A 23,606-nucleotide genomic window follows, 5' to 3' on the forward strand; every position below is an offset into this window, starting at 1 on the left:
CAATGAACTACGTGCATGCATAAAACTGCTCCCCGGAAGTCGGAACTGAATTTCTCAGTCCAACTTCCGGGGAGCAGCTCAGAGTGATAGAGCGTTTCGGTTTTTCCCGCATTAAGTGAGCGAGGGTTGCCCGAAAACGCGCAGGAAGTGAGAGAGGGTGCGGGGGTCTCCGTCCGGTCCAGTGGCGGAGAGAAGAGTTGGATTTTCTAACCGGTATTGCTTAGAAAAGATCGCTTTATCTTATGTGACTGGAAGCTCATACTGGTTGATAAGACCTCCTTGAACCCCAGAAAGATCGGGAAAACAATGACCCACATTGCAATGGAACCCGCAGCTGCCGCCGGAACTGCGCCCCGGACCGTCGACGTCGACGTGCCCCAGGCCAAGGCCCTGGCAGCCGACGCCGTGGCGCTGGTCCGCCACTGGCTGACCGAGGCCTCGAAGGTGCCCGTGGACGCTTCGGCCCAGCAGCTTGCCGGCGTCCTGAAGGACCCCAACGGCCTGGAATTCACCGTTGGCTTCGTGGACGGCGTGGTCCGCCCCGAGGACCTGAACGTTGCCGCCCGCAACCTCGCGGCACTGGCGCCCAAGGTCCCCGCGTTCCTGCCCTGGTACATGCGCAGCGCCGTAGCGCTGGGCGGAACCATGGCTCCGGTCATGCCGCAGGTGGTCATCCCCATTGCCCGCAAGGTCCTGCGCGAAATGGTGGGCCACCTGATCGTTGACGCGACCGACGCCAAGCTCGGGCCCGCGATTGCCAAGATCCGCAAGGACGGCATCAAGCTCAACGTCAACCTCCTCGGCGAGGCTGTCCTTGGCGAGCACGAGGCCTCCCGCCGGCTCGAAGGAACGCACGCCCTGCTGGCGCGCCCCGACGTCGACTACGTCTCCATCAAGGTCTCCTCCACCGTTGCCCCGCACTCCGCCTGGGCCTTCGACGAAGCCGTGGAGCACGTGGTGGAAAAGCTCACCCCGCTGTTCACCCGCGCAGCTTCGTTTCCCAAAGCCAAGTTCATCAACCTCGACATGGAGGAGTACAAGGACCTGGACATGACCATCGCGGTCTTCACCAGGATCCTGGACAAGCCCGAATTCAAGGACCTGGAAGCGGGCATTGTTCTCCAGGCCTACCTCCCGGATGCCCTGTCCGCGATGATCCGGCTGCAGGACTGGGCGGCTGAACGGCGTGCCAACGGCGGCGCCGCCATTAAGGTGCGTGTGGTCAAGGGCGCAAACCTGCCCATGGAGCAGGTGGAATCCTCCCTGCACGACTGGCCACTGGCAACCTGGGGCAGCAAGCAGGACTCGGACACCAGCTACAAGCGCGTCATCAACTACTCCCTGCACCCCGAGCGGATCAAGAACATCCGGATCGGCGTGGCCGGCCACAACCTGTTCGACATCGCCTTCGCCTGGCTCCTTGCCAAGCAGCGCGGCATCGCGGATAGCGCACAGCAGAGTATCGAGTTCGAGATGCTCCTGGGCATGGCCCAGGGCCAGGCCGAAGCCGTCAAGAAGGACGTCGGCTCCCTGCTGCTCTACACGCCGGTGGTGCACCCGGCCGAGTTCGACGTCGCCATTGCCTACCTGATCCGCCGCCTCGAAGAGGGCGCCAGCCAGGACAACTTCATGTCCGCCGTGTTCGAGCTGGACAAGAATGAAGTCCTGTTCGAGCGCGAGAAGCAGCGCTTCCTCGCGTCCCTCGCCGAACTGGACAACCGTGTCCCGGCGCCCAACCGAAAGCAGAACCGGAGCCTGCCGCCCGTCCCCAGGCCGCACGACCACTTCGAGAACACCCCGGACACGGACCCGTCCCTGCCCGCCAACCGCGACTGGGGCCGGGCCATCCTGGACCGCGTCCCGTCCTCCACCCTGGGCAACGCCTCCGTGAAAGCCGCCTTCATCAATGACGAAGCAACCTTGAACGGCGCCATCCAGGCCGCCGTGGAGAAGGGCAAGGCCTGGGGTGCCCTGTCCGGCGCCGAGCGCGCCGAAATCCTGCACCGCGCCGGCGACGTCCTGGAGGCGCGCCGCGCCGACCTGCTTGAGGTCATGGCCAGCGAAACCGGCAAGACCATTGACCAGGGCGACCCCGAGGTCAGCGAAGCCGTGGACTTTGCCCACTACTACGCCGAGTCCGCACGCAAGCTGGACGCGGTCGACGGCGCCACGTTCGTCCCGGCGAAGCTCACCGTCGTAACCCCGCCATGGAACTTCCCGGTTGCCATCCCCGCCGGGTCCACCCTCGCGGCACTCGCCGCCGGCTCCGCCGTCGTGATCAAGCCTGCCAAGCAGGCCGCCCGCAGCGGCGCCGTCATGGTCGAAGCCCTCTGGGAGGCAGGCGTCCCGAAGGACGTCCTGACCATGGTGCAGCTGGGCGAGCGGGAACTGGGCAAGCAGCTCATCAGCCACCCGGCCGTGGACCGCGTGATCCTCACCGGCGGCTACGAGACCGCCGAACTGTTCCGGTCCTTCCGCCAGGACCTGCCGCTGCTGGCCGAAACCAGCGGCAAGAACGCCATCATCGTCACCCCCAGCGCGGACCTGGACCTGGCAGCCAAGGACGTGGCGTACTCCGCGTTCGGGCACGCCGGCCAGAAGTGCTCGGCCGCGTCGCTGGTGATCCTGGTGGGATCGGTCGCCAAGTCCAAGCGGTTCCACAACCAGCTCATCGACGCCGTGACCTCCCTCAAGGTGGGCTACCCCGAGGACCCCACCAGCCAGATGGGCCCGATCATCGAACCCGCCAAGGGCAAGCTCCTCAACGCCCTCACCACCCTGGGCGAGGGCGAGAACTGGGCCGTGGAACCGAAAAAGCTGGACAACACCGGCCGGCTCTGGAGCCCGGGTGTGCGCTACGGCGTCAAGCGCGGCTCCTACTTCCACCTGACCGAATTCTTCGGACCGGTCCTGGGCGTAATGACCGCCGACACCCTTGAGGAAGCCATCGCCATCCAGAACCAGATCGAGTACGGCCTCACCGCAGGCCTGCACTCCCTGAACTCCGAGGAACTGGGCGTCTGGCTGGACAGCATCCAGGCCGGAAACCTGTACGTGAACCGAGGCATCACCGGCGCCATCGTGCAGCGCCAGCCGTTCGGCGGGTGGAAGAAGTCCGCCGTTGGCGCAGGCACCAAGGCCGGCGGGCCAAACTACCTGGCAGGGCTCGGCGATTGGGCGCCCGCCACGGCCTCGGCGCATGCCGCTGTCACCAACCCCGGCGTGCGGCGCATCCTCAACGCTGCCGGCGCTGCCCTGCAGCCCGCCGAGCTCGAGTCCGTGCAGCGGGCCCTGGCGTCCGACGCCCAGGCGTGGACGGAGGAGTTCGGCACAGCGAAGGACGTCTCCGGCCTCAGCGCGGAGCGCAACATCTTCCGCTACCGCAGCCTGCCCGTGACGGTCCGCCTGTCCGAAGGTGCGCCGCTGGGCCACCTGGTACGGACTGTGGCAGCCGGTGTGCTGGCGGGTTCTGCGCTCACGGTGTCCTCCGCCGTCGAACTTCCCGCCCAGCTGCGTCCGGTGCTCACCGCGCTGGACATCGAAGTAACGGTGGAGTCCGACGCCGAATGGCTGGCTTCCGCGGGCCGGCTCGCCGCGGCGGGGAAGCTTTCCGGCGCACGGGTCCGCCTCATCGGCGGCGATGCGGCAGGCCTTGCCAAGGCCACGGGCGGCCGTCCCGACCTGGCAATCTATGCCCACCCGGTTACCGAAGCCGGCCGCGTGGAACTGCTGCCCTTCCTGCACGAGCAGGCCGTCAGCATCACCGCCCACCGGTTCGGAACGCCCAACCACCTCTCGGACGCCCTGATCTAGGGCCCTGATCGAGGGGTCTGCCGGCACAAGCATGCCGGCACGAAGAGGGCCGGACGCTCACCTTGCGGTGGCCGTCCGGCCCTCTTCGGCCTGCGGATACTAGCCCAGGTACCACCCGGGCGGCGTCCACGTGACTGGAACGCTGTGGGCCGAGAAATCCTCGCACCGGGTGCAGGTGTAGGCGACTTCGCCCAGGGTGCCTACCGAACCGTCACGGCGGTAGGTGGGCGGAATGTAAGACTCTAGGTAGACAAACTCGTCAGTGCGGCATCTGTCACAGGTAGGTTTGCCGACGTATCCGGAGTCGGTGGTGGCAATGCCTGCACCGAGTCTGGAATTGCGGGTTCCAAGCGGCCGCGCCGGGGTGTGCGCACGGGCATGGGCCGGGCTGTAGTGGGTGTTCTTGGCTGTCGTCATTGGCTGCCTGTCCCGAGCCGGAATCCTGGCATGCAGGAGCGGCGTCGTGTTGGATGACGGCCGGCTGCTTGACCCTGGAAAATTCAGCATAAGGGATGCGGCCTTCGGCAATCAATGGAAACACCGGCTTGGCTTCGCCTGCGGGACACCTTGGGGCGTTATGCTGGTCGGTTAATGGTCCGGCCCACAATTGACTGCGTCAGGGCGTCAATGACTTCGGCGTTGGCCAGCGGGTTGCGGATCAGGGTGAAGTCCACGTCGCCCACCGCGGGCAGGTCGAAGCGCCGGGTAATGATCTTCAGGTCCTCCGGGACGAGCGACGACGGCATGACGGCGACGCCGATCCCCGCCCGTACCGCCGCCAGCACACCGCTGATTTGCCGTGTCGTGCAGGTGATCCGCCAGGTCCTGCCATGGGACTCGAGGGCGTCGATGGCCAGTTTGCGGCTCAGGCTGGGGGACGGGTAGGCGATGAGCGGAACGGGGGCTGACGGGTCCAGCGTGGTCTGCTCCAGTCCCACCCAGGAAAAGGAATCGTGCTGCACCACCGTTCCGTCTTTGGCTCCGGCCACCCATTTCACGAACACAAGGTCCAGTTGCCCCGCGTTGAGCTTCCGGTACAGCTGGTCGCTTTGGCCCACCGTGAGTTCAAGGTTGATCTGCGGGTAGATCTGCCGGAACTCCCGCAGGATCCGCGGCAGGCCTGTAATGGCAAGGTCGTCAGCAGTACCGAACCGCAGCCGTCCGCGCATCGCGGAACCGGAAAAGTACCGTGAAGCGGAGTCGTGCGCAGCGAGGATGTTCCGGGCGAACCCCGCCATCGCGTCCCCGTTGTCCGTGAGCCGGACGTCCCGCGTGTCCCTGCTGACCAGTACCCGCTTGGCGGCCGCCTCCAGCTTGCGGACATGCTGGCTGACCGTGGGCTGGGCCAGTCCGAGCCGCTCGGCGGCCTTTGTGAAACTGAGTGTTTCCGCCACGGCCAGGAAAGAGCGCAGCTGGGCTGGTTCGAACACGATGGACTCCGGGGGCGTCGGGGTGGACGTTGCTGTATTGCAGTCTGCAATAGGAGTTATAGGGACGATACGTCGCCATAATCCGGTGCCTCCAGCCTAGCGTTAAGGACATCCCGGACCGCACGCACTGTGAGGACACACCTGTGGCACCCCCACCGCCTTCATCGGCAACCGTCACCCAGCCCGTCATCGACACCGCACACTCCGCCCCGCCAGATAGCCAAAGCCGGCGCAACCAAACCCAGCCCAACCAAACCCAGCCCATCGCCGTCGTCAGCGAACGCCTGCCATGGAAGCACACGTTCATCTCCCTCCGGGTTCCCAACTTCCGCATCTTCGCGATCGGCCACTTCATCGCCGTCGTCGCCATCTGGATGCAGCGGATCGCCCAGGACTGGCTGGTGCTGGAACTCTCCGGCTCCGTGACCGCGGTTGGCATCACCGTGGCGCTGCAGTTCCTGCCGTCCCTGCTCCTCGGGCCTTGGGGAGGGATGATTGCGGACCGGTTCGCCAAGCGGAAGATCCTGATCCTGTGCCAGGGCATGGCCGCGGTCCTGGCCGCCGCTCTGGCAGCCCTTGCACTCAGCGGCGCCATTGAGGTGTGGCACGTCTACCTGATCGCACTGGTGCTTGGCCTGGTGACCGTCCTCGACCAGCCGGCACGCCAGGTCTTCGTCAACGAACTGGTGGGGCCCAACTACCTGCGCAACGCCATCAGCGTCAACTCCACCACCTTCCAGCTGGGCGGCCTGATTGGCCCCGCCCTGGCAGGATGGCTGCTGACCGCCGTGGGGGCGGGCTGGGCCTTCGCCGGCAACGCCTTCGCCTGCTGCACTACGGTGGCCATGCTGCTCATCCTGCGCAAGGACGAGCTGTTCGTCAGTGCGCCCACCCCGAAGAGCAAGGGCATGCTGCGCGAGGGGCTGCGTTACGCGTTAGGCAAGCCCACCATCTACTGGCCGTGGCTGATGGCCGGCTTTATTGCAGTCTTCGCCATGGGGCTGCCGGTGTTGCTCGCAGCCTACGCGGACCACGTCTTCAACGTTGGTGCCGGCGGCTACGGCCTCCTGAACGCCCTGGTGGCGCTCGGGGCGCTGGCCGGGGCTGTGGCTTCCACCCGGCGCCGCCACCTCCGGCTGCGGTCCGTGGTGTTCTGCGCGGGAATGTACGGCGCCATGCTCTGCCTGGCCGCCCTGGCCCCGTCCATGCCGGTGTTCGGCGCAGTGATGGTGCTGTCCGGGTTCTGGTGCCTCATGTTCCTGACCGGGTCCAACCAGCTGGTCCAGGTCAGCTCCAACATGGGCATCAGGGGCAGGGTGATGAGCCTGTACATCATGGTGCTGATCGGCGGCCAGGCCATTGGTGGCCCCATGCTCGGCTGGGTCGCTGAACATGCCGATCCGCATGTGGCCCTGCTGGTGTCCGGCGGGGTGCCGGCCCTCGCGGCCGTGACCGTCGCCCTGATCCTGGCGCGCAAGGGTTCGCTGCTGCTGCGGGTGGACCTTAAGGACCGTCGGCAGCCGGTGAGGATTGTCCGGCGCGCGGCGGCGTAGGTTGCGGCTACAGCGCCCGGTGCGGGTAAGCCTCTTCCCGCTTCTGGAATTCGAGCACGTCCTTGTTGCGGACCACGCCGTCGCGGATCTCGATGGCGCGGGAAATGGTTTCGTTGCCGTCCCATGCCTCGGGGCCGCTGACGACGGTTTCCAGGAACGGCAGCAGGGCCTGGCTGATTTCCCAGCTGGCGGAGTTCCAGAGGTAGGACGGGCTGTGGTCAACTGCGTAGTAGTTGATATGGTCGCCCACCGTGAACATGGGGTCCGCGAACGTGGTGGACCGTGCCCAGCTGAAACCCATTCCCTCGTCGCATGACACGTCCACGATGAGGCTGCCCGGGTTGAACGCGGCGAGGTCCTCCGTGCGCAGATAGGTCAGCGGGTTGTTGGGATCCTGCAGGGTGCAGTTGACCACGATGTCGCTCTCGGCCAGGAACGGCGCCAGCGGCACCCTGCCCCGTTCAGTGATGACCTGGCTGAGGAAGGGTGCTTCGGCGTCGTGATCGAACTGGACGATATTGACCGAGTGGATGGGGGCGCCGACGGCGGCCACCCCGCGGTTGGTGAGCACCTGGACGTCGTGGATGCCATGGGCGTTCAAGGCCGTAACGGCGCCGCGTGCCGTAGCGCCGAAACCGATGACTGTGGCGCTGAGCCGGCGTCCGTAGTCGCCGGTTGAGCCGGTCAGTGCCAGTGCGTGGAGCACTGAGCAGTACCCTGCGAGCTCGTTGTTCTTGTGGAAGACGTGCAGCCCGAAGCCGCCATCGCTGGCCCAGTGGTTCATGGCCTCGAAAGCGATCAGCGTGAGCTTCTTGTCAATGGCCAGCTGCGTAATGGCGCGGTCCTGGACACAGTGCGGCCAGCCCCAGAGGACCTGGCCGTCCCGCAGGTCGGACAAATCCTCCGCTTGCGGCTTCGGCAGGAGGACGACGTCGGCCTCCGCCAGGAGGGCCTCCCTGCCGGCCATCCTGCCCACCAGGGTGGAGAGGTGCGCGTCCGAAACGCCGAAGCGTTCCCCGTAGCCGTGCTCAAGGATGATGTGCTGGCGGATCTCCGGCGCAATGCGCTCAAAGTGCAGGGGGTGGATGGGGAGGCGGCGTTCGTCCGGTTTCCTTGTGGACGCCAGCACGCCAAGGGTGAGTTGGCTCTGTTGGCCGGTCACTTCTTTTTGGCGGCCTTGCTCGAGGTGATATCCAGCGAACTCGCCGGCGCTGCGGCGGCCCGCTTATCTGCGCGCTTTTCCTTGATGGACTTGCCGGATTTCTTGGATGCTGCTTGACGGGGGGACTTGTCAGCCATGATCGCTCCTGTAGTGGAACCGAATAGGTTCCTGACTACTGACGATACAGGGCGGTACCTAATGGCCCGGCGGGTGCTGGCGGCCCCGCTGAAAACATGGAGCGGCTGACGGGAATCGAACCCGCGTATCAAGCTTGGGAAGCTAGCGCTCTACCATTGAGCTACAGCCGCAATGCCCCGCCGAGGAGGGGCAGAACATAGCTTAGCGCAGATGTGTGCCTGGCCTGCCCATTCGGAGCGCCGGGCCCCGTGTCCCGGCCGGCCCGCGCGTCATCCAGTAACTCTTGAATAACGTCCCCGGCCGTGGCTAGGTGGGCACGCGGAGCGCTGGCTAACCTGAACCGGGTAGCTGCGGTGCCGGGGGGGCGCAGCTGCTGCGGCCAGCCGACGTCCACACAGAAAGATCCCCATGGCATTTGCGGAGCATGAGGTCCTGATCAGTCGTGACGCCATGGCCGTATACCTGTACCTGCTGGATGCCACCAATCTTCCGCTCTGGTGCGACTCGGTCCGCAGCGTCACGCTGCTGCAGGGCGCTTCCGCCGCCAAGGGCGCGGTCTACCGGAAGATGGTGGCCGGGCGGTCCGGACTGAGCATTCCAGCGGAACTGGAAATTACCACGGCCCGGCCGGGCGCGGAGATCGAGTTCCAGGTCGTCTCCGGACCTGCGCACCGTTCGGGCGGGTACTACCTCAGTACGGAATCCGGGGGAACGCGTGTCCGGTTTGCCCTGGAAGCCCGGGCGAAGGAGGCCATCGGGTTCCTGAACCGGCCCGGTTTCCTGAACAAGCTCGGCTTTACCAGCAGGATGTTCCAACGGAACCTCCGTTCCGAGGTGGCCCAGCTGGAACGCCTCAAGGACGTGCTGGAGCTCCAGCCGGCCATCTAGTGCCTACTGCGCCAGCCGCTGCCCGGTCCAAGGTCCTGGAATGTTCGACGGCGCCGCCAGGCTTCCCGAGGTCAGGTCCCAGTACTGGACAACATCGGTTGCCCGCCGCAGCGCCAACCCCGTGGAGTTCAGTCCTGTGACGTCCCTCAGAGCCCTGATGCCTGTTACGTCTCCCCAGCCGGTGGCGACCGTAGGCCTTGTTTCGGCGCGCAGCGCGGGGGTGCCCCAGCCGCGGTGGAGCTGGACCGATCCGTCGGCCCGCAGCGCGAGGACATCCTGGAACCCGTCGGCGTCGTAGTCCACCATGGACAGCTTCCGGGCAGCGCCGACAGAGCCTACGAACGCACGCTCTGAAAGGTCGCCCAGGCCCTTGTTCGGGTACAGGAAGAGACTCCCGGCTCCGTCCAGCGCAAGCAGCTGCGGCATCCGGTTGTTGGCGCACCAGCCACCCACGGCAAGGGTGAGGGGCTCCCATCCCCCTCTCCCGAGGGTGGCAGCGGCCTGGAACCCGCCTGTGGCGATGCCCCGGTGCAGGGTCAGGGTGCCGTCGGTCCACTGGGTCAGGAGATCGTAGGCACCATCCCGGTCCCAGTCGGTAACGAACACCTCCTTGGCGCCCGTGAAGCCTGAACCGATGACCCTGGCGGCGGCATAGGTGCGCGCGCCGGTGGCAGCGCGCGCAAGGAGCTGTCCGGCGGAATCCACGGTCACGAGGTCACCCGGCCCCTTGACCGCTGCGGCTGAGAGGTCCAGCGTGGGCGGCATATGTTTGACGGGTGCGTCGCACACGCTGGCTGCCGCCGGTGGGAAGGCATTGCCGGACCCGGCACCGCCGGGAGCATCGAGGGTGCCGGCTGGAAGAGTGGTATAGCCGAAGAAGTTCACCACTCCCCAGATCTGGTACGTGCGGTCCGTGTACGAGATGCCGGCGCCCATGACGTTGAAGCGCGGATCGAGCAGCATGGCGTTATGGCCGGCGGAGCTCTTCCACCATTCCACGAGCAGCGCGGCATCGCGGTCAGTTCGGATAGCGATGACCTCGCCGGCGCCGTTGGTCGGACTGAGGGCACGCGGATCGGTCCAGAAACTGGCGCGGTGCTCAATCACCTCGCGGGACGCGATGCTGTCCGACCACTCCTGCGCCAGCCCGGCCACCGTTGGGTGGTATTTCACCGGATTAAGGCCCTTGGACGCCCGGTACTCATTGATTTTGGTGAAGACTGTGAGAATCGCTGCGGCATTGCTGTCCGGCACCAGGGCCTCCGTCGAAGGCAGTGCGGTGGCCGACTCGGGAGCCGCCAAGCGGGAGGGCGCCGGTGAGGCCAGTTCTTCATCCGGGGCCCAGAGCGGCGGAATCCAGGGGACCTCGGGGGCCGGTTCCGCAGTGGCCGTACTCGGCGCCGGTGCCGCCTGCACGCCAGGTGACGGCGCAGCGGGTGCAGGCTCCGGTGCCACTGCGACGGCAGCGCCCGCGGGCGACGCCGGACGGATGCCAGGTTCCACGGCGGGGGTGAGCCCCGACGCAGCCGGGCTTTCGCCCGCGGAGGTACCGCCGTCGTCGTTCACGGTGGCCGTGGCCAGGACGACGCTGGACGGACCCGCCGCTCCCGTTGCCACCCCAGGCGACAGCGGCAGGGGAGGCGTGCCGGCCGACGAGGAGACCAGCGCCAAAGCGCAGAGCGCGCCAATGAAGGCGGGCGCCACCAATTTATTCACAACAACCCCAGCTCTGTTGGGCCATCCGGGAGACCATCCGGCGCCTGAATCACTGAGGCAACATTAGCCCCAGCAGACGCCAGCAACAACGAAAGAATGCGGTTGTGGATAACAGGTACTGATGGGCCATGCGGTAATTTGGGACGGTGCTGATCTCTGACCGCGACATTCGTGCCGAAATAGACTCCCAGCGGATCGTGCTTGAGCCGTACGAACCGGCGATGGTCCAGCCGTCCTCCGTGGACGTGAGGATCGACAAATTCTTCCGCCTGTTCGATAACCACAAGTACGCACACATCGACCCGGCGGAGGAACAGCCGGAGCTCACCCGCCTGGTGGAGGTGGAACAGAACGAGCCGTTCATCCTGCATCCGGGCGAGTTCGTGCTGGGTTCCACCTATGAAACGGTCACGCTGCCGGACGACATCGCCGCCCGGCTGGAGGGCAAGTCCTCCCTGGGCCGGCTGGGGCTGCTGACGCACTCCACCGCGGGCTTCATCGACCCCGGTTTTTCGGGCCACGTCACCCTGGAGCTTTCCAACATGGCCACGCTTCCCATCAAGCTGTGGCCCGGCATGAAGATCGGCCAGCTGTGCTTCTTCCGGCTGTCCTCCGCGGCGGAGCACCCGTACGGCTCGGGCGAGTACGGCAACCGCTACCAGGGCCAGCGCGGCCCCACGGCGAGCCGCAGCCACCTGAACTTCCACCGCACGTCGATCTAGGCGCGCGGTTGGCATCAGGCCCGCGTTCCTAGGCTTTGGCGGCCACGCTCCGGGGCCGCAGCATTGGCCTCACCAGCGGCTCAACATAGCGGGCAGCCAGCGGGCCGATGACGGCCATGAGCAGGACGTACGCAGTGGCAAGGGCTGCCAGTTCATCCGAAACCGCTCCTGACGCCACTGCCAGGCCGGCGATGACGATGGAGAACTCGCCGCGCGCAACGAGCGTGGCGCCGGCGCGAAACCGTCCGGGCCTGGCGATCCCTGCGCGCTTGGCCGCCCAGATCCCGGTGGCCATCTTGGTGGCCGCTGTGATGACAGCCAGCACCAGTGCCCAGCCGAGCACCGGCGGGATGGATGAAGGATCGGTGTTGAGCCCGAAAGCCACGAAGAAGATGGCGGCGAAGAGGTCCCGGAGCGGTTCCAGGATGCGGGTGGCGTTGTGGGCCGTTGCCCCTGAGATGGCGATGCCTAGCATGAAGGCACCCACCGCCGCGGAAACCTGCATGGCGGAGGCCAGGCCGGCCACCAGCAGGGCGGCGCCCAGCACGTTCAGGAGGAACACTTCCGAGTTCTCGCTGTGGACGGCCTTGGACACGTGATGCCCGTGGCGCAGGGCCACCATCAGCACCACGCTCACAACGGCGAGGGCAATGCCCACGGTGGTGAGGCCGCCGAGGAAGCTGACCCCGGCAAGGATGGTGGTGAGGACCGGAAGATAGATGGCCATGGCCAGGTCCTCGAACACCAGGATGGACAGGACCACCGGCGTTTCCCGGTTGCCCAGCCGGCCCAGGTCCGTGATGACCTTGGCCGCGATCCCCGATGAGGAGATGTAGGTGACCCCGCCCATCACCATGGCGCCGACGCCGCCCCAGCCCAGCAGGTAGGCAAGGGCCGCGCCGGGCAGGAAGTTCAGGACCAGGTCCAGGACGCCGGCCTGCCAGGACCGCCGCAGGCCGGTAAACAGCTCCGCTGCCGTATATTCCAGTCCGAGCATAAGAAGCAGCAGGATCACGCCGATTTCCCCGGAGAGATGCGCGAACTCCTGCATCCCCTCCAGCTTGACGATGCCGCCGGCGCCGAAGGCCAGCCCGCCCAGGAGGTAGAGCGGGATGGGTGACATTCCGATCCGTCCGGCCAGCCTGGCCAGGAGGCCGAGGCAGAACACAACGGCCCCCAGTTCAACGAGGGTCAGGGCCAGCGGATCCACGGCGTTTATCCGTGACGCAGGATATCGGCTGCCGCGTCGAGGCCTTCCTGGGTGCCCACCGCCACCAGCAGGTCGCCTGTGTGAAGGACGACGTCGGGTCCCGGCGAGGGGAGCACCTCGCCTTCGCGCATGATGGCCACGATGGAGACGCCGCACCTGGTGCGGATGCAGGCCTTTCCCATGGGCTGGTTCTGGAACGGGGAGTCCGGGGCGATGGAGAACTGGCGGGTCACAATTCCCGGAACGTCCTTGTGCTCTTCCGTCAGTTTCATGGCCAGGTGCTGCCCGCCGAGGAGATTGCCCAGGGTTGCGGCCTCCTCGCTGGTAAGGGGTATGGATGCCTGGCAGGTATCGGGATCATCCCAGGTGGAAACAATCAGTTCCGTCTGGCCCTCACGCAGCTCCACCACGCCGATCCGGCGGCCGGAGGCCGTCATGAAATCCTTGCGCCGGCCCAGGCCGGGAAGGTTCGTTTCGTCCACGTTCATGCCTCCAGCCTAGTCTGCCAAGGCCCTGTTGGCGTGGGGACGGCCCCGGGTCCGGGAGGTAGCGCAGGACAAGCCGGCGTCCCGTGAATCCGCCGCGCCTAGGCGGCCGGAACCACCGCGATGGGGGCCTTGTCCGGAGACTTCACCGGCAGCAGGACCAGCAGCCCGGCCAGGAGCACCACCATGATGCCCAGGATGCCCCAGCGCTGCGCCTCGCCCGGGGCCACGAAGGGAGTGGCCAGGGCGATGCTCAGGGTGAAGAGCGCCGGCGCCAGGAAGCTGACGGCGCGGCCGGTGGTGGCGTAGAGGCCAAAGAGCTCGCCGGATTCCCCATGCGGGGCAAGCCGGGCAAGGTAGGCCCGTGATGAGGACTGGGCGGGCCCCACGAACAGGCAAAGGAAGAGCCCGAACACCCAGAAGGTGGTGCTGCCGGCCCAGGCCATGCCCAGGAACACGTAGTCGCCGTTGCCGAGCACCAGGATCACGGTGCCGGCAACCAGGAGGCCCGCCAGCGATCCGATGATCACCCGCTTCGGGCCGATCCGGTCGTCCAGGAACCCGCCGATGACCGCGCCCACAGCCGCCACCACATTCCCGAAGATGGCGAAGAAAATCACCTGGGACAGCTCAAAGCCGAAGGTGCCCGCAGCGATGATCCCGCCGAAGGTGAAGACGGCGGCCAGCCCGTCGCGGAACACGGCGCTGGCCAGCAGGAAGTAGATGGTGTGCGGGCTGGTGGCATAGATCGCCTTGATCCGCCGGACCAGCAGCCCATAGCTGGCCAGGAAGCCAAGCCGCCGTGCCTGGGCAGCGCGGGGGAGTTCGGGAACGGCGAAGAGCACGGGAAGGGCGAAGATGAAGAACCAGAGCGCCGAAAAGACGGCCACCAGGCGGATGTTCAGGCTGTCCTGCGTGGACGCCCCGAACCAGTCAAAGCGGGGCTGGACGAACAGCTGGAGCACGATCAGCAGGGCCACGATGCCGCCAAGGTAGCCCGCGCCCCAGCCGAGGCCGCTGACCTTGCCGATGTTCCGCGGCGTGGAGATCTGCGCGAGCATGGCGTTGTAGTTGACGCCGGCGAACTCGAAGAACACGTTGCCCAGCGCAATGAGGGTCACACCCAACAGCAGGAATTCCGGCTGCGGGAACACGAAGAAACACAGCGCCGTGAGGATGGCGACGGCGGCCGTGTTGACCCCCAGCCACAGCTTGCGCCGGCCGCCGGCGTCAGAGCGCTGGCCGGTGACCGGTGCCAGCAGGGCAATGGCCAGGCCTGCGACTGCCAGTGCAGCTCCAAGGACCGCCGAGGCCCGGTCTTCGCCGCCGAAGGCGTTGGAGGTGAGATAGACGGTGAAGACGAACGTGGTCATCACCGCGTTGAAGGCCGCCGATCCCCAGTCCCAGGACGCCCACGCCAGGATGCGGCCCTTGCTGGTGGCCTGGGTCCCGGATTCAAGTTCCGAGGACGACTGCGTTGCCCCGGGAGCGCTGGCGCTGTTCATAGGATGCATCGTATCCGCCTGCGGCGAACAGGACGCGGAGCGAACCCCGGGACGCCGGTGTCGGCGGGCGGCCCGCCGGCAAAGACGGGGAAAGCGGCACCGCGGCCTTGATAAACTGAACCTTCCCGGACCCAACGAATGAACCGCCTGCTCCAACTTTTGACAATCGAATCCCTGACGTTGCGGAGATACCAGTGATCACAGTCCTTGCCGTGCACTTTTCGGTGGCTGTCCTCGCGCCACTCCTGTTCAGGGCCTGGGGCCGCAACGCGTTCTACGCACTGGCCGCCGCTCCCGCGGCCTCCTTCGGTTGGCTGCTGCTGCAGCACGGTCCTATCTATTCCGGAACAGGATCCGTCAGCGAAGCAGTCCCCTGGATCCCCGGACTCAAGCTTGAGCTTGCCTTCCGGATGGACGCACTGGCCTGGGTCATGTCGCTGCTGGTGCTGGGTGTGGGTTCCCTTGTCCTGGTCTATTGCGCCCGGTACTTCAAGAAAAAGGACCAGGACCTTGGCGCTTTCGGTGCGCAGCTCCTGGCCTTTGCCGGCGCCATGTTCGGGCTGGTGGTTGCCGATGACCTGCTGCTGCTGTTCATCTTCTGGGAACTCACCACCATCCTGTCCTACCTCCTGATCGGATTCGCGCGGACCAGGCTGGCCGCACGGCGGTCCGCCCTGCAGGCGCTGATCGTCACCACGGCCGGCGGGCTTGCCATGCTGGTGGGCCTCATCATGCTGGGCCACGCGGCCGGAACCTACCGCATCTCCGGCATCTTGGACCAGGCGCCCGCCCTCGCCGGCGGAGACTCCGGCTCGCTGGTGACCGCCGCCGTCGTGCTCATCCTGGTGGGCGCCATCACCAAATCCGCGCTGGTCCCCTTCCACTTCTGGCTTCCCGGCGCCATGGCGGCGCCAACCCCTGTCAGCGCCTACCTGCACGCCGCGGCGATGGTCAAAGCCGGCGTCTACCTGGTGGCCCGGCTGGCTCCCGGCTTTTCCGAGACGGCCTACTGGCAGCCCGTGGTGCTGGGACTTGGCCTGGCCACCATGCTGGTGGGCGGCTACCGGGCGCTGCGGCAGAGCGATATCAAGCTCATCCTTGCCCACGGCACCGTCAGCCAGCTGGGTTTCCTCACCGTGGTGGTGGGCCTTGGCACGCCGGATGCCGCCCTGGCGGGCCTGGCGATGCTCCTTGCGCACGGCCTGTTCAAGGCCACCCTGTTCCTGGTGGTGGGCATCATCGACCACCAGTCGGGGACACGCGATGTCCGGAAGCTGTCCGGGGTGTTCCGGAGTTCCCGCGCGCTCGGGGTAGTCGCCGCCATTGGAGCCGCGTCCATGGCGGGGCTCCCGCTGCTGGCCGGCTTCGTGGCCAAGGAGTCGGTGCTCGAGGCTTTTGTCCACCATGCCAGCGACCCGGCTGCCGGGCCGTGGGGCATGGTGGTCCTTGCCGGCCTGGTCCTGGGCTCCATCCTCACTTTCGCCTACAGTGCGCGCTTCATGTGGGGGGCTTTCGCCGTCAAGCCAGGGGTGGAGCCCACGCCCTTCAAGGCCATCAGGCCGTCGTTCCTGGCCGCACCGGCCATCCTCAGCCTCCTGACCGTCGCCTATGGACTGTGGCCGGCCCCCGTAGATGCGTGGATCCAGCCGTACGCGGCCCTCTTTGCGTCCACCGCGGCCGACGCCGGATCAGCCGCCGGGCAGGCCGGCCACCTGGCGCTGTGGCACGGCTTCACTCCTGCGCTGGGCCTGACGGCCCTCACGTTCGGACTCGGCCTGGCGATGTACTTTGGCCGCAACGCGGTCTCGCGGGCGCAGGCCCTGGTACCGCCGTGGGTGGACGGGGACAAGGCCTACCAGAACACCATCGGTGCGCTGGATGACGTGGCGGTGTGGATCACCGGCCGCACGCAGCGCGGTTCGCTGTACTACTACCTGGCCGTCATTCTCAGCGTCGCGTTCGTGCTGCCCTTGTCCGCCATCCTGCTGGCCGGCAAGCCGTTGCCGGACGGAATCTACCTTGTGGACCCCGGTTCCCCGCTCCAGCTGGTGGTGGGCGCGGGCATCGTGATCGGCGCCCTGGCCGCAGTGAAAGCCAACAAACGGTTCCTGGCGGTCCTGATGGTTTCCGTGACCGGGTACGGCATTGCCCTGATGTTCGCGCTGCAGGGCGCCCCGGACCTGGCCCTGACGCAGATGCTCGTGGAAACCATCATCCTGGTGGCCTTCGTCCTGGCGATGCGCAGCCTGCCGGCCGAGCTCCGGGACCGCACCGGCGGCAAGTACAGGGTGGTGCGCGTAATCATCGGCCTGGGCTTTGGCGCCACCATGGTGTTCGCCGCGATCTACGCCATGGGCGCACGGATCGCCACCCCCGTCTCCCTGGAGTTCCCGCGCCTGGCCTACGAGGGCGGCGGCGGACTCAATATCGTCAACGTCACCCTCGTGGATATCCGTGCCTGGGACACGTTCGGTGAAATCACGGTCCTTGCGCTGGCGGCCACCGGCGTGGCGAGCCTCATCTTCGTCCGCGGCCGCGGCGACCGGATCCTGAAGTCCGCCACGGTTGCCGAGGGCACGGTGGGCCGCCACCGCGGCGTCGACCCCGGTACCCGGGACGCGGCAGCCCTGGCCGTCAGCCGGAAGTTCGCCGCGTCCGCGCGGGACGCGTGGATCGTTGCCGGCCGGACCCTGGCGCCGGAGCGCCGGTCCATCATCTTCGAGGTGGTCACCCGGCTGATCTTCCACTCCATGGTCATCTTCTCGCTCTACCTCCTGCTGGCCGGCCACAACCTGCCCGGCGGCGGATTCGCAGGCGGCCTCACGGCGGGCCTCGCCCTGACCATCCGGTACCTGGCCGGGGGACGGTTCGAGCTCCGCGAAGCCACACCGGTGAGTGCCGGCGCCCTGCTGGGGATCGGGCTCGCCGTGGCTGCGGCTTCGGGCGTGGTGCCGCTGCTGCTGGGCGGCCAGGTCTTCCAGACGGCCATTATCGAACTGTGGCTGCCGGTGTTCGGCGACATCAAGTTCGTCACCTCCACCATCTTTGACATCGGCGTCTACATCGTGGTGGTGGGCCTGGTCCTGGACGTCCTGCGCAGCCTCGGGGCCGAGATCGACGAACACTTTGAAGAGCGCTCCGCGGCTGCAGGCGGAACGCCGGCCGAAGGACAGGACTCCACCTTGGAGGCGCCGGCACCAGCTCCCGACTGGGAGCACGAGCCCGAAGGCATGGCTCCCGAAACCACCGCAAGGGGCCAAGCATGAGTGTGAACCTGACCCTCCTGATCATCATGGGAGCCCTGTACGCCTGCGGCATCTACCTGATCCTGGAACGCAGCCTGACGCGTGTCCTGCTGGGGCTGATGCTCCTGGCCAATGCAACCAACCTCCTGATCCTGGCGACGGGAGGGTACGCGGGGCTCGCGCCGCTGTACTCAAAGGACATTGCGGCCGGGGACTACAGCGATCCACTTCCGCAGGCGCTGATCCTCACGTCCATCGTCATTTCCTTTGCCGTCACCGCCTTTATGCTCGGCATCATCTACCGCACCTGGGTCCTGGCCCGCCGGGATGAGATCCAGGCCGACATCGAGGACCTCCGGGTTGCGGAAACACCAAGCTTCGACGCCGAGGACGACGCAGAGGTCCCCGAAGAGACATCCGAGTTCCCGATGGCCACGGTCCTGGCCGGCGGCCGCGAAATACCCGCGGAGCAGGCAGCAGCGGAAGAAAAGCCCGGCTCGGAAAACATCACCCCCGGCCCGGAAGAAGGCGGAAAGTGAACCTCGCAAGCCTCGCGCCGCTCGCCGTCGTACTGCCCATCGTGGGCGCCGCCCTGACCTTCCTGCTGATCCGCCACTCACGGGCCCAGCGGGTGGTCAGCATCCTCCTGCTGTCCCTCACGCTCCTGCTCGAATGCCTCCTGCTGGCCTCCGTGTGGGACGGCGGCACGGCGGCGGTGAGCATCGGCGGCTGGCTGCCGCCGTGGGGCATCGTGATGGTGGTGGACCAGTTCTCGTCCCTGATGCTGGTGGTCTCCTCGGCGGTGAGCCTGGCCGTGCTGGTCTACGCCACCGGGCAGGGCATGGCCGACGGCGACCAGGACGCGCCCGTCTCGATCTTCCACCCCACGTACCTGATCCTGGTGGCCGGGGTGTCCAATGCGTTCCTTTCCGGCGACCTCTTCAACCTTTACGTCGGTTTCGAGATCCTGCTGACGGCAAGCTACGTGCTGATGACGCTGGGCGGCACGGGGCCCCGCATCCGGGCGGGCGTCACCTATGTGGTGGTGTCCGTGGTGTCGTCGGTGCTGTTCCTGATCTCGATCGCCATGGTCTACGGGGCCACCGGAACGGTCAACATGGCCGATCTTGCCATGAAGCTCGGTGAGCTGGACCAGGGCACCAGGACCCTCCTGCACGTGATGCTGCTGGTGGCGTTCGGCATCAAGGCGGCCGTGTTCCCGCTGTCGTTCTGGCTGCCCGACTCCTACCCCACCGCCCCGGCGCCGGTCACGGCCGTGTTCGCCGGCCTGCTCACCAAGGTTGGCGTCTATGCCATGGTGCGGACCGAGACGCTCCTCTTTCCCGGGGATTCCCTGAATACGCCCCTCATGGTGGCCGCCCTGCTGACCATGGTGGTGGGGATCCTGGGTGCCCTGGCGCAGAGCGACATCAAACGTCTGCTTTCCTTCACCCTGGTGAGCCACATCGGGTACATGGTGTTTGGCTTGGCGATGTCCTCCGCGGCAGGGCTGGGAGCCGCAGTCTTCTATGTGGCGCACCACATCACCATCCAGACCAGCCTCTTCCTGGTGACGGGGCTGATCGAACGCCGCGGCGGGAGCTCCTCGGTGGACCGGCTGGGCGGCCTCGCCAAGCTGTCCCCGCTGCTGGCACTGCTGTTCTTCATTCCCGCAATGAACCTGGCCGGAATTCCGCCGTTCTCCGGCTTCCTGGGGAAGGTGGGGCTCATGCAGGCCGGGATTGAACTGGGGACGCCGCTCGCGTACGTGCTGGTGATCGGCGGGGTGCTTACCAGCCTGCTGACCCTGCTTGCCGTGGCCAGGGTGTGGAACCGTGCGTTCTGGCGCCGGCCCTCGGACGCCGAGCACCCGGATCCGGTGCTGCTTGCCCCGGCCGCCGGGCGGGCCGACGGTCCTGGCGCCAAACGGAACACCGTCACCCTGCTTCCGCGCACCATGGTGGGCTCGACAGTGGGGCTGGTGGTCCTCGGCCTTGCCCTGACGGTTTTCGCGGGGCCGCTGTTCACGGTCTCGGACCAGGCTGCGCGCGACATGCTGGACCGGACCTCCTACATCCACGCTGTCCTGGGCGAAAACATCGACGTTCCGATGGTTGCCACGCCGGGAGGGGGAAAATGAGCCGCCGCCGTATTTCCCTCCGCCAGGAGCTGCCGCTCCTGGTCTGGCTGGTCATTGTGTGGGGTGCCCTGTGGCAGGACTTCAGCCCCGGCAACCTCCTGTTCGGGGCGTTGCTGGCCGTGGCGGTTGCGCGTCTGTTCTACCTTCCGCCGGTGGAACTCAGCGGCCGGTTCAACATCCTGTACGCCGTTCCCTTCGCGCTCGTCTTCCTGGCCAAGGTGGCGGCTGCCAGCGCGCAGCTCCTGTACCTCGCCATCGCCAAGGGGCCGAAGGTGACCAACGCCGTCGTCGCCGTCCCGCTCCGCAGCCGCCAGGACCTGATGGTCACGGCCACGGGGCACGTGATTTCCCTGATTCCGGGCTCGCTGGTGGTGGAGGTGGACCGCTCCACGTCCACCCTCTACCTGCATGCGCTCAACATCAGTTCCCCGCAGGAAGTCGAAAACCTGAAAAACGAGGTGCGGTCCATCGAGGCGGGGCTGATCAGGATCATGGGCACCAAGGAAGAACTCGAAACCGTGCGAATGGAGGCCGGCGCATGATGCAGACCGTCCTGGCTATTACTGCCGTAATTTTCTCGGTGGCCGCCGCCGGTGCCATCATCAGGATCTCCCGGGGGCCTTCACTGCTGGACCGGGTGCTGGCCACGGACGTCCTGTTGGCCATCCTGGGCGGTGCCCTGTGCGTGGACATGGCCGTCAACAGGCACCTGAACAACCTGATGCTGGTGGTGGCCATTTCCATCATCGGCTTTATCGGGTCCGTGACGGTGGCAAGGTTCGTGGCGGACCGGAGGGAGCAGCCCAATGAGTCCTGATTCCACTGGCCTGGACGCCTGGGTGGATGTGCTGTCCGCCGTGTTCATGATCGTCGGGGCCATCATGTCCCTCGGCGCGGCCATCGGCTTGCTGCGGTTCCCCGACCTGCTCAGCCGCATGCATGCCGCCACCAAGCCGCAGGTGCTGGGGCTGTTCCTGCTCCTGGCGTCCATCGGCCTGCAGCTGCGCACCTGGTGGGTGTGGCCTGTGCTGTTGGTGGCGTGGATTTTCCAGCTGCTCACCGTGCCCGTTTCGGCACACATGGTGGGCCGGGCCGGCTACCGCACCAAGCACCTGCACCGCGAGCTCCTCACCTCCGATGAGCTCGAGGCCGTGGTGCAGAAAGCCGCCGCCAAAGCCGCCCGTGAGGACGGTTCCGGCGACGGCTGAACACCGTTCGGCGTGCTGCTAGACGATGTCCTGGCTCTTGGCGAACCGGGTGATGGCGCGCTGGGTGCCACGGTTGGCCAAGACCTGGATGATGGTGCTCACCGAGGCAGAGATCAGGGCGAACGTCAGCGCCGAGTGAAGGCTCGTGGGGACGTCCTCGTGCTTGCCGGTGGGGGGCTTCCGGCCGGTGGTCTTTTCCCAGATGGCGTTGACGAGCTTCGTGCCGACAAAGCCTGCGCCGAGGCTCACGCCAGTGCCGAGCAGCTTGATGAAGAGGTTCATTCCTAGTACTCCTTGCGGGCGGAAAACGGGCTGTCCCTAGCCTAACCGGCGATAGCGGCCGGCCGGTGCAGGCCTTGCTCAGGTTGCCGGAGGTTCCGTCCGGAACTTGATCATCTTGTGCGTCCCATCGCAATAGGGCTTGATGGCTGACGCCCCGCAGCGGCACAGTGCCACGGTTTTCCGTTCACGGGGCAACGGTTCGCCGGAGGGCGTGACGATCTCGAAGTCGCCGCGCACGATCAGCGGACCGTCGGGGCACACCACGATGGAGCTATCGGCGGGTTCCTGGTTCATTCTTGCTCCTGCTTAGGTAGCCGGGGTGACGGACGACGGCGGGGGACTGGCGCCGCTCATGCTGCCGCCGGGACTGCCGCCCTTAGTGACGTCCCGCCGTTCTCCCAGGACTGCAGGAGATGGGCAGACAGCCTGCCGTCCACCGCCATGGCTGCCGTGGCACCAAACAATACGTCTCCAAGAAGTCCTGGTTCGGCCTCGACGAGGCCGCCGGCCAGGTCGCGGCCGGCGATCTGCTCGTGGACGGCGTCTGCTTCCACGTGTTCATCGAAATAGTGGGTGACGGCGGCATCGAATCCATGCCGGCGGAAACCGCTCCCGTATAAGCGGTTGGGCTGGGAGGAGGTCATCTCATAGATGGCAAGGTGCCCGGTGATGGCACCCCGCAGCCGGCGGTTCAGCCCGAACAGGGACATCAGGTTCACTGCGGCGAGGGAGACGGCCGGGACGGAATCGACGTAGGCGCCGTATTCGTCCGCCATTCCCAGGCCTCGCAGGGTGCGGGCGAAAAGTGCGCTGTGCATCCGTTCGGGACGTCCGCCGCCGTACTCATCCGCCTGGATTTCCACCAGCGCGGCCTTGGGGCGCCCGGCCAGCCGGGGAATGGCAAAGGTATGGGGATCCGCCTCCTTCAGCTGGTAGATGGACTTATGGATCAGGAATTCCTTGAGCTGGTCCAGGCTGGCCTTCTTTGCCACGTACCGTGAGAGGCTGGGGCCGGTGTCGCGGGCTGCGAGGCTGAACACGACATCGGCCACGGCGTCGCTGGTGGGACGCGAGGCCGCGGGAAGCTCCAGTTCGCCGGCTGCTTCCCGGGCGGCCAGCCTGAGCGCTGACTCGAACGGTTTTTCCAGCAGGTGGCGGACCTGGATCAGTCCCGGCGCCCATTCCCACTCATCGCTGACGCCTTCGAGTCCGCTGTAGTGGAGCTCGTAGAGGCAGAAGAGCGTCAGCTGGAGATCGTCGTCGCCAATGATGTCCGGGGTGGCAGCCAACTGGCCGGTGACCGCCCGGTGCAGCGCCGCTGTTCCGTCGTCCAGGGTTCGGTCATCGGCGGTGCGGCCGCAGGGGCGGGTGCCAAGGCTGCCGGGCGCCTCCGTGAGAAGGGCGAACAAGGCGGTGCTGGCAGGACCGCGCGCTTCAGGGATTTTCATAGTGCTCCTTCAGGTGCGGCGTTGGTGCCGGTTCCGTGACGTCGTCGCTGAGGCTTCCTGACCGGTTGCTGTTGTCGCCGCTGTTGCTGCCGTCGCTGCCGGCAACGCCTGCGGGAACGGCGGGGCCTCGGGCGGCCAGGATGATGGCCAGCGCAATCATGGCCAGGCCGAGGGCCAGGTGCAGCCAGTCGTCTGCGTTGTTCGCGGGGAGGAAATTGGCAGGCGTGGTGTCGCCCGCAAGGAAGCCGTACAACCACAGGAGCAGGTAGGTTACGCCCCCGTAGATGAGGAAGTTCCTGGCCTGGGGATGCGTCCGCGCCATCAGGACCCCTGCAATCCCGAAGAGCAGGTGGACCGCGTTAAGGAGAATGGACACTTGGAAGACGCTCAATAGCAGCGCCCCTGAACCAGGTCCGGCGAAGCCCAACGAGCCATAGTTGGAGGTAACGCCCGGGATGAAGCCCAGGATGCCGAAAAGGACGAAGACTATTCCCGTTCCGAGGGAGGCCTTTTGCAGGCGTGTTCGTGGGCCCGCCAGGCGGGTGCTTGCTGCCATGTCCTGTTCTCCTCAAAACCCGGGAGACAACATAGTAAGCATGATTACTAATAAATGCTAAGCAGCCTTTATATTTCTGCTGCCGGTGGACGTGCGTGCAGTGTG

Annotated in this window: 22 protein-coding genes and 1 tRNA gene; 10 read left to right on the forward strand and 13 right to left on the reverse strand. The window is 66.5% G+C overall.

Annotation, left to right across the window (positions count from 1 at the left end; genetic code table 11):
• Nucleotides 1–306: 306 nt before the first annotated feature.
• Nucleotides 307–3,813, forward strand: a complete 3,507-nt coding sequence (locus tag PV768_RS20395; protein ID WP_421094045.1) for a bifunctional proline dehydrogenase/L-glutamate gamma-semialdehyde dehydrogenase — start codon at nucleotides 307–309, stop codon at nucleotides 3,811–3,813.
• A gap of 99 nt (nucleotides 3,814–3,912) precedes the next feature.
• Here PV768_RS20395 and PV768_RS20400 read toward each other — a convergent pair whose 3' ends face one another.
• Together PV768_RS20400 and PV768_RS20405 are read right to left on the reverse strand one after the other, a co-directional pair.
• Nucleotides 3,913–4,230, reverse strand: a complete 318-nt coding sequence (locus PV768_RS20400; RefSeq protein ID WP_321214678.1) for a hypothetical protein — start codon at nucleotides 4,228–4,230, stop codon at nucleotides 3,913–3,915.
• A gap of 158 nt (nucleotides 4,231–4,388) precedes the next feature.
• Nucleotides 4,389–5,243 carry a LysR family transcriptional regulator gene (locus PV768_RS20405; RefSeq protein ID WP_321214677.1) on the reverse strand — a complete coding sequence of 285 codons (855 nt, stop codon included), beginning with the start codon at nucleotides 5,241–5,243 and terminating at the stop codon, nucleotides 4,389–4,391.
• 143 nt (nucleotides 5,244–5,386) lie between these two features.
• On the opposite strand from PV768_RS20405, the gene PV768_RS20410 reads away from it, so the two are divergent.
• Complete coding sequence (locus PV768_RS20410) at nucleotides 5,387–6,796, forward strand: MFS transporter (protein ID WP_421094046.1); 1,410 nt, start codon at nucleotides 5,387–5,389, stop codon at nucleotides 6,794–6,796.
• A gap of 7 nt (nucleotides 6,797–6,803) precedes the next feature.
• Here PV768_RS20410 and PV768_RS20415 read toward each other — a convergent pair whose 3' ends face one another.
• The 3 genes from PV768_RS20415 to PV768_RS20425 form a co-directional block, all read right to left on the reverse strand.
• Nucleotides 6,804–7,958: a N(5)-(carboxyethyl)ornithine synthase gene (locus tag PV768_RS20415; protein WP_370460546.1), complete on the reverse strand. Its 1,155-nt coding sequence runs from the start codon at nucleotides 7,956–7,958 to the stop codon at nucleotides 6,804–6,806.
• The gene (locus PV768_RS20420; RefSeq protein WP_197432449.1) at nucleotides 7,955–8,095 is read right to left on the reverse strand and encodes a hypothetical protein; all 141 of its coding nucleotides are present in this window, start codon (nucleotides 8,093–8,095) and stop codon (nucleotides 7,955–7,957) included. The genes PV768_RS20415 and PV768_RS20420 overlap by 4 nt, the downstream gene beginning before the upstream one ends.
• Nucleotides 8,096–8,192: 97 nt before the next feature.
• Nucleotides 8,193–8,266, reverse strand: a tRNA-Gly gene (locus PV768_RS20425).
• Between the two features lie 238 nt (nucleotides 8,267–8,504).
• On the opposite strand from PV768_RS20425, the gene PV768_RS20430 reads away from it, so the two are divergent.
• Complete coding sequence (locus PV768_RS20430) at nucleotides 8,505–8,984, forward strand: SRPBCC family protein (protein ID WP_157240464.1); 480 nt, start codon at nucleotides 8,505–8,507, stop codon at nucleotides 8,982–8,984.
• A 3-nt stretch (nucleotides 8,985–8,987) separates the two neighbouring features.
• On the opposite strand, the gene PV768_RS20435 is transcribed toward PV768_RS20430, so the two are convergent.
• Entirely contained in the window at nucleotides 8,988–10,700 is a 1,713-nt protein-coding gene (locus PV768_RS20435) for a CAP domain-containing protein (RefSeq protein WP_421094047.1), read from the reverse strand.
• A gap of 146 nt (nucleotides 10,701–10,846) precedes the next feature.
• Here PV768_RS20435 and dcd point away from each other — a divergent pair, with 146 nt between their 5' ends.
• Nucleotides 10,847–11,422, forward strand: a complete 576-nt coding sequence (gene dcd, locus PV768_RS20440; protein WP_321214672.1) for a dCTP deaminase — start codon at nucleotides 10,847–10,849, stop codon at nucleotides 11,420–11,422.
• Nucleotides 11,423–11,450: 28 nt separating this feature from the next.
• On the opposite strand, the gene PV768_RS20445 is transcribed toward dcd, so the two are convergent.
• The 3 genes from PV768_RS20445 to PV768_RS20455 all read right to left on the reverse strand — a co-directional run bounded on the left by PV768_RS20445 (nucleotide 11,451) and on the right by PV768_RS20455 (nucleotide 14,622).
• Nucleotides 11,451–12,632 (reverse strand): cation:proton antiporter, encoded by a 1,182-nt coding sequence (locus PV768_RS20445; RefSeq protein WP_421094048.1) that lies wholly within the window; start codon nucleotides 12,630–12,632, stop codon nucleotides 11,451–11,453.
• 5 nt (nucleotides 12,633–12,637) lie between these two features.
• Nucleotides 12,638–13,120 carry a cation:proton antiporter regulatory subunit gene (locus PV768_RS20450; RefSeq protein WP_157240465.1) on the reverse strand — a complete coding sequence of 161 codons (483 nt, stop codon included), beginning with the start codon at nucleotides 13,118–13,120 and terminating at the stop codon, nucleotides 12,638–12,640.
• Between the two features lie 98 nt (nucleotides 13,121–13,218).
• Nucleotides 13,219–14,622 (reverse strand): MFS transporter, encoded by a 1,404-nt coding sequence (locus PV768_RS20455; RefSeq protein ID WP_157240467.1) that lies wholly within the window; start codon nucleotides 14,620–14,622, stop codon nucleotides 13,219–13,221.
• Nucleotides 14,623–14,816: 194 nt separating this feature from the next.
• Here PV768_RS20455 and PV768_RS20460 point away from each other — a divergent pair, with 194 nt between their 5' ends.
• Genes PV768_RS20460 through mnhG form a run of 6 tightly spaced genes read left to right on the forward strand, consistent with a single transcriptional unit; the run spans nucleotide 14,817 to nucleotide 21,215 of the window.
• A complete protein-coding gene (locus PV768_RS20460; protein ID WP_321214669.1) occupies nucleotides 14,817–17,888 on the forward strand; it encodes a Na+/H+ antiporter subunit A in 3,072 nt (1,023 codons plus the stop codon).
• Nucleotides 17,885–18,406 (forward strand): Na(+)/H(+) antiporter subunit C, encoded by a 522-nt coding sequence (locus PV768_RS20465; RefSeq protein WP_421094049.1) that lies wholly within the window; start codon nucleotides 17,885–17,887, stop codon nucleotides 18,404–18,406. Before PV768_RS20460 ends, PV768_RS20465 begins: the two co-directional genes overlap by 4 nt.
• Nucleotides 18,403–20,007 (forward strand): Na+/H+ antiporter subunit D, encoded by a 1,605-nt coding sequence (locus tag PV768_RS20470; RefSeq protein ID WP_321214668.1) that lies wholly within the window; start codon nucleotides 18,403–18,405, stop codon nucleotides 20,005–20,007. The genes PV768_RS20465 and PV768_RS20470 overlap by 4 nt, the downstream gene beginning before the upstream one ends.
• Entirely contained in the window at nucleotides 20,004–20,549 is a 546-nt protein-coding gene (locus PV768_RS20475; protein WP_157240470.1) for a Na+/H+ antiporter subunit E, read from the forward strand. Before PV768_RS20470 ends, PV768_RS20475 begins: the two co-directional genes overlap by 4 nt.
• On the forward strand, nucleotides 20,546–20,824 hold the full coding sequence (locus tag PV768_RS20480; RefSeq protein ID WP_157240472.1) for a monovalent cation/H+ antiporter complex subunit F: 279 nt from the start codon (nucleotides 20,546–20,548) through the stop codon (nucleotides 20,822–20,824). The genes PV768_RS20475 and PV768_RS20480 overlap by 4 nt, the downstream gene beginning before the upstream one ends.
• Nucleotides 20,814–21,215 (forward strand): monovalent cation/H(+) antiporter subunit G, encoded by a 402-nt coding sequence (gene mnhG / locus PV768_RS20485; RefSeq protein WP_321214667.1) that lies wholly within the window; start codon nucleotides 20,814–20,816, stop codon nucleotides 21,213–21,215. Before PV768_RS20480 ends, mnhG begins: the two co-directional genes overlap by 11 nt.
• Before the next feature lie 18 nt (nucleotides 21,216–21,233).
• Here mnhG and PV768_RS20490 read toward each other — a convergent pair whose 3' ends face one another.
• From PV768_RS20490 to PV768_RS20505, 4 genes are all read right to left on the reverse strand, one after another.
• Nucleotides 21,234–21,497: a DUF4235 domain-containing protein gene (locus PV768_RS20490; protein WP_104999338.1), complete on the reverse strand. Its 264-nt coding sequence runs from the start codon at nucleotides 21,495–21,497 to the stop codon at nucleotides 21,234–21,236.
• 78 nt (nucleotides 21,498–21,575) lie between these two features.
• Nucleotides 21,576–21,791, reverse strand: a complete 216-nt coding sequence (locus PV768_RS20495; protein ID WP_157240476.1) for a CDGSH iron-sulfur domain-containing protein — start codon at nucleotides 21,789–21,791, stop codon at nucleotides 21,576–21,578.
• A 56-nt stretch (nucleotides 21,792–21,847) separates the two neighbouring features.
• Nucleotides 21,848–22,945: an iron-containing redox enzyme family protein gene (locus PV768_RS20500; RefSeq protein WP_421094050.1), complete on the reverse strand. Its 1,098-nt coding sequence runs from the start codon at nucleotides 22,943–22,945 to the stop codon at nucleotides 21,848–21,850.
• Nucleotides 22,932–23,501, reverse strand: a complete 570-nt coding sequence (locus PV768_RS20505; protein WP_421094051.1) for a DUF4383 domain-containing protein — start codon at nucleotides 23,499–23,501, stop codon at nucleotides 22,932–22,934. Before PV768_RS20505 ends, PV768_RS20500 begins: the two co-directional genes overlap by 14 nt.
• Nucleotides 23,502–23,606: the final 105 nt, after the last annotated feature.

The organism is Pseudarthrobacter sp. CC4, assembly GCF_048957775.1.
In the GTDB taxonomy this organism is placed as follows: domain Bacteria; phylum Actinomycetota; class Actinomycetes; order Actinomycetales; family Micrococcaceae; genus Arthrobacter.